At 45.7% G+C, this 6,933-nt stretch carries 10 protein-coding genes and 1 tRNA gene; 8 read left to right on the top strand and 3 right to left on the bottom strand.

The genetic code is table 11. The features are described from left to right. Together VIM87_RS25155 and VIM87_RS25150 are read left to right on the top strand one after the other, a co-directional pair. Positions 1-542 (top strand): efflux RND transporter periplasmic adaptor subunit (locus tag VIM87_RS25155; protein ID WP_331999659.1); only part of this gene is annotated, 542 nt, incomplete at its 5' end. Positions 543-676: 134 nt separating this feature from the next. Beyond that, positions 677-750 (top strand) — tRNA-Gln (locus VIM87_RS25150). A gap of 119 nt (positions 751-869) precedes the next feature. Here VIM87_RS25150 and VIM87_RS25145 read toward each other — a convergent pair. Further along, positions 870-1,439, bottom strand: coding sequence for a DUF417 family protein (locus tag VIM87_RS25145; RefSeq protein WP_331999658.1), 570 nt, complete (start codon positions 1,437-1,439; stop codon positions 870-872). Between the two features lie 25 nt (positions 1,440-1,464). Beyond that, on the bottom strand, positions 1,465-2,280 hold the full coding sequence (locus tag VIM87_RS25140; protein ID WP_331999657.1) for an alpha/beta hydrolase: 816 nt from the start codon (positions 2,278-2,280) through the stop codon (positions 1,465-1,467). Positions 2,281-2,406: 126 nt separating this feature from the next. Between VIM87_RS25140 and VIM87_RS25135 the strand changes: the two genes are divergently transcribed. From VIM87_RS25135 to VIM87_RS25120, 4 genes are all read left to right on the top strand, one after another. Further along, on the top strand, positions 2,407-2,994 hold the full coding sequence (locus tag VIM87_RS25135) for a Crp/Fnr family transcriptional regulator (RefSeq protein WP_331999656.1): 588 nt from the start codon (positions 2,407-2,409) through the stop codon (positions 2,992-2,994). Between the two features lie 77 nt (positions 2,995-3,071). After that, entirely contained in the window at positions 3,072-3,530 is a 459-nt protein-coding gene (locus VIM87_RS25130) for a DoxX family protein (protein WP_331999655.1), read from the top strand. A 6-nt stretch (positions 3,531-3,536) separates the two neighbouring features. Beyond that, positions 3,537-4,283: a pirin family protein gene (locus VIM87_RS25125; RefSeq protein ID WP_331999654.1), complete on the top strand. Its 747-nt coding sequence runs from the start codon at positions 3,537-3,539 to the stop codon at positions 4,281-4,283. A gap of 111 nt (positions 4,284-4,394) precedes the next feature. Beyond that, on the top strand, positions 4,395-5,006 hold the full coding sequence (locus tag VIM87_RS25120; RefSeq protein WP_331999653.1) for a Crp/Fnr family transcriptional regulator: 612 nt from the start codon (positions 4,395-4,397) through the stop codon (positions 5,004-5,006). Positions 5,007-5,022: 16 nt separating this feature from the next. Here VIM87_RS25120 and VIM87_RS25115 read toward each other — a convergent pair whose 3' ends face one another. Further along, positions 5,023-5,775 carry a hypothetical protein gene (locus VIM87_RS25115; protein ID WP_331999652.1) on the bottom strand — a complete coding sequence of 251 codons (753 nt, stop codon included), beginning with the start codon at positions 5,773-5,775 and terminating at the stop codon, positions 5,023-5,025. Between the two features lie 119 nt (positions 5,776-5,894). Between VIM87_RS25115 and VIM87_RS25110 the strand changes: the two genes are divergently transcribed. Both VIM87_RS25110 and VIM87_RS25105 read left to right on the top strand, forming a co-directional pair. Continuing rightward, a complete protein-coding gene (locus VIM87_RS25110) occupies positions 5,895-6,485 on the top strand; it encodes an RNA polymerase sigma factor (RefSeq protein ID WP_331999651.1) in 591 nt (196 codons plus the stop codon). A 72-nt stretch (positions 6,486-6,557) separates the two neighbouring features. Beyond that, positions 6,558-6,933: hypothetical protein (locus VIM87_RS25105; RefSeq protein WP_331999650.1), on the top strand; the 376-nt coding region annotated here is incomplete at its 3' end.

The following is a 6,933-nucleotide window of genomic DNA, read 5'->3' as shown; positions in this document are numbered from 1 at the left end:
ATACCGTGAATGGCATACTGCTGGATGTACCTGCCAAGGAAGGCAATTTTGTAATAGAACGCAATACCTTCAATGAAGGCACTACCGTTGCCACCATTGCCGATATGAACGATATGATCTTTACCGGCAAAGTGGAAGAAGCCGACGTGAACCGCCTGAAACCCGGTATGGACCTGGCCATTACCGTACGGGCCACTGAAGAAAGGACCTACCATGCCCAGCTGGAATTTATTTCGCCCAACGGGGTAAAGGAAGAAGGCGCCACCACTTTTGAGGTGCGGGCTGCCATTAAGCTGGACAGCACGCAGTTCCTGCGGGCCGGCTACAGCGCCACAGCCGACATTGTACTGGAAAAACTGAATAATGTGCTGGCAGTACGGGAAAGCGTGGTACGGTTTGAAAAGGAAAAGCCTTATGTGGAGGTGGAAGTGCAGCCCCAGACCTTTGAAAAAAGATATGTACAGCTGGGTTTGTCGGACGAGATCAATATCCAGGTGCTGGGCGGGTTAAAGGCTACGGACAGGCTGAAGGCGGTTTTTTAGGGCGCTTGCGTTGTTTCTGAGGGCGGGTTTAGGTGCGGTTTCCCAGGGGGAAAAAAGGGTTGTTCAATTAAAAAAATTATATTTATTGGCTATTTTTTAAAAAATTTATACATTTGCCCTCCCAATTCGCGTAATGCCCGATAGTATAACGGTAGTACGACAGACTCTGACTCTGTTTGTCTTGGTTCGAATCCAGGTCGGGCAACCAGCTTAAAAAGCTCAAAAATCACTAATGAGCGCTAAAGTATCTCAAAGCCGCTACAGTCAATGATTGTAGCGGCTTTTAATTTCTCCCGTTGGAACGTTAACGCTCATGCTCAGGATCATTTATTTTTCAGATCGTTTTTGCAGATAAAGCCTGGCTGTATCGCTCATGAGAACAAGCGCGGCGCCGAGAATTACAATGTCTTTGATCACCAGCCTTCCCCGGCCGGACAAAAAAGGAAACCCATAGTCGTGATCACCCAATGGCGGCACCCAGCTTTCAGGGGTAGTTACAAGAAATGAAAGCGTGCCCAGTGTCATGATGAAGATCAGCACAGTAGCAATAAGACTCCATCCCGGGGTGATCTTGTATAACAGCACGGAAATACCGAGTATCACCAGGAAGGCGCCCAGGCCTTTGGAAAAACCGTATGTGTTATTCTCTTCGTGCCATTGATGATTTTCCGCATTGAACTCGCCTTCTTTATTGATGTGCTTTTTGTATTCAGTTGGATGGTTGTAAAAGAAAGACATAAAAGGGCTGTTGGCCACAAAGGGCACTATTCCGTCTGCCTCATATGGAAAGAACTTCAGCCCGCCGATCCATATAAATACAACCGCAACAGCGATCCTAAGCATTTTCTTCGCTATGCCTTCCCATCCGGCCATGGAGGAAATAATCGAGTATATCATAAAAGAGAGATTTAGCAGATCCTGATTATTTATTGGTTTGTTCCGTTACAAAGTGTGCCATGTTGCTGAGGGCTTTGCGGGATGCTTTGGTATGGATATTCATGAAAGGCCATACATGCAGCTCGCCTTCGAACAGCTCAAGTGTTGCGTTTACGCCGGATTGTATCAATTGCTTGTGTAAATGAACGGAATCATCTTCCAGGATCTCGTTTGTACCACACATAATGAGCACTGGCGCGAGATCATTGAATACTGCATTTACAGGTGATAATAAGGGGGCAGACAGTTCCTGGCCGGCAGCATAGGCATTTGCGGCTTCCATCAGGTATTCCCTCGAGAGGAGCGTGTCTGCTATTTTATTACGGATATAGCTTTCATTGCTGCAGGTAAGATCCACCCATGGGGAGATCACGATGCTGTAAAGTGGAGCCGGTCCGTTGACCGCTTTTAATTTGAGCTGTGTGGCCATGGTGAGATTGCCGCCAGCGCTATCACCGATGATACCGAAGGGCTGATCCAGTTGTTGAATAACGGCCACGCAATCGTCGATGCCTGCCGGAAATGGATGCTCGGGAGCAAGGCGGTAATCTATTACCAGCACTTTCCGGTTCAGCGCCTGCGCAATGTAGCTTACCATCGGTGCATGAGAATTGATAGAGCCGAAGATGAAAGCGCCGCCATGAATAAAGACCGCTATATCTGCTGTATTCACGTCTGTTGGTATGAACCAGGCGCAGGGAATACCTGCAATCGTTACGTTCTCACGGGTAACATTTTCAGCAGGCGGGTATGTGTTGCCTATGGCTTCGAAGCCGATCCGTCCTTCATTAAAGTTTATCATAGTTTTAAATCTTGTACACAAAACTCCATGATAGGCCGGTTAAAAAACTTAATATTTCTTAGTTTTTTACGGAAATTGAGATGGTAACTTTTCGCCGTATCACTACTTATTATTAATTGTCCGATCATGGCATTTGAAAGCATTTTAAAGAACATAAGCAGGTTTGCTTCACTCACACTGCAGGAGGAAGAAGCGTTTTGTGCATTGCTTGCCATCAAAAAAGTAAAGCGGAAAGAATTTATTTTACGCGAAGGGGATATCTGTACTGCTGAGTATTTTGTAAATAAAGGCTGCCTGCGCACCTATTTTGTAGATAAAAAAGGATTTGAGCATAATCTCTATTTCGCTATAGAAGACTGGTGGATATCCGATCTGTACAGCCGCACGCAAATGGCGCCAACATATAGTAATATCGTGGCTTTGGAAGATTCGGAGCTGGTAGAGATCAAACACCAGGCGCTGGAGGAGTTTATGATAAAGGTACCTGCACTGGAAAGATTCTTCCGCCTCTCTTATCAATTTTCGCTCGTGAATCAGCATCTGAAAAATCTTGATATGCTGCATTTGAGCGCGGAAGAGCGATACATCAATTTTATAGAAAAATATCCCGGCCTGGCAGGCCGTATCCCCCAAAAACATATCGCCACTTATTTGGGCTTAACACCTGAATTTTTCAATACGGTACATGCAAAGGTGACGCGTGCAAGAAAATAAGATCCCGGATTTCTTAAGTTTTCTTAAGAGCCGTTAGGCGGCATCGGGATAGCTTTGCATAAAATATTCTACACCTTATGAATTCGTTACTTATTAAAACCGGACAAACTAATCCCGCGGCCATCCCGCTGCTTATTCTGAGAATTGCTTTTGCCATCGTAATGTTCCCGCATGGGGCACAACTGCTCGCCGGATGGTTTGGAGGATATGGTTACACCGCATCTATGGGCTATTTCTCTTCGATCGGAATACCATCGGTGATCGGTTTCCTGATCATTTTCCTGGAATTTTTTGGCAGCATTTTTATTTTGCTTGGCCTGTTTACCCGTTTGTTTGCATTGTCGCTTACCGTACTTGTGTTGGGAATGATATTGATGGTGCACATTCATGCAGGCTTCTTCATGAACTGGTATGGTAACATTACAGGGGAAGGGTATGAATATCATATTCTGATGTTAAGCATGCTGTTGTCTTTATTGATCGCAGGTGGCGGAAAGGCCAGCCTGGATGCTTTATTATTCAACAAAAAAATCTAACACTATATGTCGTCTGATCTGAAGTTATCAGGAATAGTACAGCTAGTTCAAACCGGCAACCCGTCTTTTTCCGCATTCAGGGCCAACAGGCACGACTATGCCGGCTTATTTTCGCCACTCATGGGATTCGATGATTTCCGTTTAAGCAGCGATGTTTTTGGCCCGCATCAACACCGGCACATGTCTGCATTGAGTTATCTTTTTGAAGATTCGGCGGCATATCATAATAAAGACTCCATGGGGTCAGATCTCACCATCACCACCGGCAGCCTGCTATGGACCTGGGCTGGCAGCGGCGTTACGCATCACGAGTTCCCGGAAGAGAACAATACACGGATCCACGGGCTGCAGCTCTTCCTGGATATTCCCGTTGAAAGCAGGAACCAACCGCCAAAGAGTGTGCTGATCCCTGTTGAAAAAATGCCCGTAAAGGAGGCAGATGGCGTACGCGTAAAAGTAGTGACAGGTGCAACCGGCGATCTGGTGAACCCTGTCAAAACGCCGGAGCATATTACCTTTCTTGACCTGATGATCAGTAGTGGTAAAGCTTTTCAGCATATACTGCCCGCCGGTTGGAATGGCACTGTTTACGTATTGTCTGGCGAACTGCATATGGAAACGCCTGCCGGAAGTCTCGAAATGCAATCAAATGATACGATCGCTTTCGGCGCTTCTGCTGAAAACACGCAGATTACTTTAGCTGCCAAAGCTAACTGTCATTTGCTGTTCATCAGCGGCCTGCCGGTTGTATAATAATGAAGCGGTTCCTGGAACGGGAACCGCTTCACTTTAAAAAATTAATCTACCTTAATTTTTTTTGATGCCCAAGTTGGGATATTTGGCTTTTCAAAGCCAGGTATCTTTATGGAATTCGAGCATATTCTTACAAACATCCGCCGTCACGTTACACTTACAGAAGAAGAGGAAACCGAGCTTACCGCCATCATGAGCATAAAGCAGCTGAAGCGTAAGGAATTTTTGGTTCGCAGCGGGGAAGATGCACGCCACGAATATTACGTGAACAAAGGTTGTTTAAGAACATACTATACTGATCACAAAGGGATGGAGCATAATACATATTTTGCTGTGGAAGGGTATTGGGTTTCCGACATATACAGCAGAACCTTCAATGCGCCTGCTTTGTGCAGTATCATAGCGCTGGAGGATTGCGAGCTGGTGCACATACCGAATATGGCGTTGGAGGACTTTCTGAAAAAAGTGCCAAAGCTGGAACGCTTTTTCAGGATCTCTTATCAGAATGCACTCGCTATGCATCATCTGAAAACAATACAGCTGCTTTCTATGAACGGCTGCGAGCGATACAACTACTTCCGCACGAAATACCCGGAACTGGATAAACGGGTACCGCAAAAACATATCGCCAGCTATCTTGGTTTTACTCCTGAATTTTTCAATACTATCCGGTCGAAGGCAATCCGGAGCAGTGATACAGGCGCTGTGGTAAAAAGCATGTAATCCGGTGAATAGCCTGTCAGAACTTAATATTCAATTTCCGGGAAACAAGCTTATCATCTTTATAGTATTCGAAGAACCATTCGCCATTTTTCCTGAATACAATACCTTGCGATACACCATCATTGGCAATAAATTGATCCTGCTGAGATGTTTTCAGCAAGGTCATTACTTTTTTTGGAGTGGTATCTATCAGCTGATAGCCGTTGCCATTGGCCTGAGCATATAAAACATCCTGGCTTTCATTAACCGTAGCAGGTTGGGCAGGAGCTACAGGCGCAGGCGGAGCACTTGCCATTGGTTGTGATGCCTGTGGCGCCGTAGTGCCTTCGTACTTATATTGTGCAGCATTCAGTGAAGTGAAGGCATTTGTCAGCGCTTCTGAATAGGCTGCCTGCCACTCTTTCTCCCTGCTTTTTCCTTCTTCGCCTTTGTAAACGATCGTACCCTGACAATCTTTTAACAGCAGGGTTAAACCGGTGGACAGGAATTTTTTCTTCTCCACAACTTCCGCTTTCAGTGCATTGCATTTATTATTACCGGCAACTTCCGCAGGCAACGCTTCATTCGTCATGAAAGCAGTAAACCCTACCTGTTGAAGTAGTAATTTTGTCCGCATATTCAACCCATACTGATCATCTGTTTTAAGAAAATCGAACCGTTCGGGTACCAGCACGTATTTATAATTATTGATGGTATTTTGCGCATGGGCTGTGATGGCAAAAGACATTGCAAGTAATAAAGCAGCTATTTTATTGTGGATTTTTATCATATAGCTAAGATAAAAAAAATATTTTTCCTCCAATCCCCCCGATCCACCCCTCCCGGTAGTATTAATTGTAGCTAAGTCACTGATTCTTTTTATATATTACTACGGTAAATTGCCACGTTGTGTCGAATAACTGTCATGAAAGAGAGTTTATCCTGCGTCTTCGTTCGGGAGACATAAATGCCTTTGATAGTTTATATCATGCCTATCATGGATTGGTTTATGCCAACATTTTTAAGCTCACGAGGGACGAAAATGCCACAAAAGACATTCTGCAGGAGGTTTTCATCTGCCTGTGGGAAAAGCGCCGTATGATCAGTCCTGAAAAGGATGTTTGCGGCTGGCTGTTCGTAGTGAGCTATAATAAGTCGCTTACCTGGCTTAAAAGATCGTTGCGTACAGCCGCGGTATACGCCAGGGCCAACGAACAGCCGGCAGAGTCTGAGAACGGTTACTATGAAGCGCAGATGCAGCTGCTGAAAGAGGCCATTGGCCAGCTTTCCCCGCAAAAGCGCAAAGTATTTGAGCTGTGTAAGATCCACGGTAAAAGCTACGATGAAACAGCCCGGGAGCTGCAGCTTTCCAAGCATACGGTAAAAGAGTACCTGTCCGCATCCCTGGCCTGCATTAAGGAATATGTGCGTAAACACCCGGAGTATCACTTACTGTATATACAATTGATGTTTACCTGGGCGGCCTGCTGCCTGTCCTAAAAATATTTTTTCCGGCTGCTCCCCCCGATCGCTATTCCCGGGAGTATTTATTCAGAAACATTAGCACACCAGATGGACGATCAGAAACAAAAATTACAGCAATTACTGAACAGGCGCCACTGGACGCCTGAAGAGAAACAATGGCTGCTGGCGTATCTGGAAACAACAAACGCAACGGAATTGGAAGAGCTGATGCAGGAACAATTTCACCTGCAGCATAAAGTAGTGGATCCGGAGCTTACAGCAGCAATGCTGGATAATATTCATGAAAAGATCGTTCACCACAAAAAACGTCCTTACTGGATCATGGCAGCTGCCGCAGTGGTAGCAGGTTTGCTGGTATTATCCCTGTATGTGTTCCAGCGTCCGCAGCAACCCGCTGCCGTAGCTGCAAAACAGCCTGTAACCACACCCACTGCAACCGGTGCAGAAAAGGCCACCCTTACCC

This window comes from Chitinophaga sp. (assembly GCF_036569125.1).
Classification (GTDB): Bacteria; Bacteroidota; Bacteroidia; order Chitinophagales; family Chitinophagaceae; genus Chitinophaga.
Note: the sequence above shows the minus strand (reverse complement) of the source record. Positions and strands in the feature narration are given on the sequence as shown.

What these genes read in the sequence shown, in the direction of transcription:
- VIM87_RS25115 (WP_331999652.1), bottom strand. Translation starts at nt 5,775, where the DNA reads ATGATAAAAATCCACAATAAAATAGCTGCTTTATTACTTGCAATGTCT.
- VIM87_RS25145 (WP_331999658.1), bottom strand. Translation starts at nt 1,439, where the DNA reads ATGATATACTCGATTATTTCCTCCATGGCCGGATGGGAAGGCATAGCG.
- VIM87_RS25140 (WP_331999657.1), bottom strand. Translation starts at nt 2,280, where the DNA reads ATGATAAACTTTAATGAAGGACGGATCGGCTTCGAAGCCATAGGCAAC.
- VIM87_RS25120 (WP_331999653.1), top strand. Translation starts at nt 4,395, where the DNA reads ATGGAATTCGAGCATATTCTTACAAACATCCGCCGTCACGTTACACTT.
- VIM87_RS25135 (WP_331999656.1), top strand. Translation starts at nt 2,407, where the DNA reads ATGGCATTTGAAAGCATTTTAAAGAACATAAGCAGGTTTGCTTCACTC.
- VIM87_RS25125 (WP_331999654.1), top strand. Translation starts at nt 3,537, where the DNA reads ATGTCGTCTGATCTGAAGTTATCAGGAATAGTACAGCTAGTTCAAACC.
- VIM87_RS25130 (WP_331999655.1), top strand. Translation starts at nt 3,072, where the DNA reads ATGAATTCGTTACTTATTAAAACCGGACAAACTAATCCCGCGGCCATC.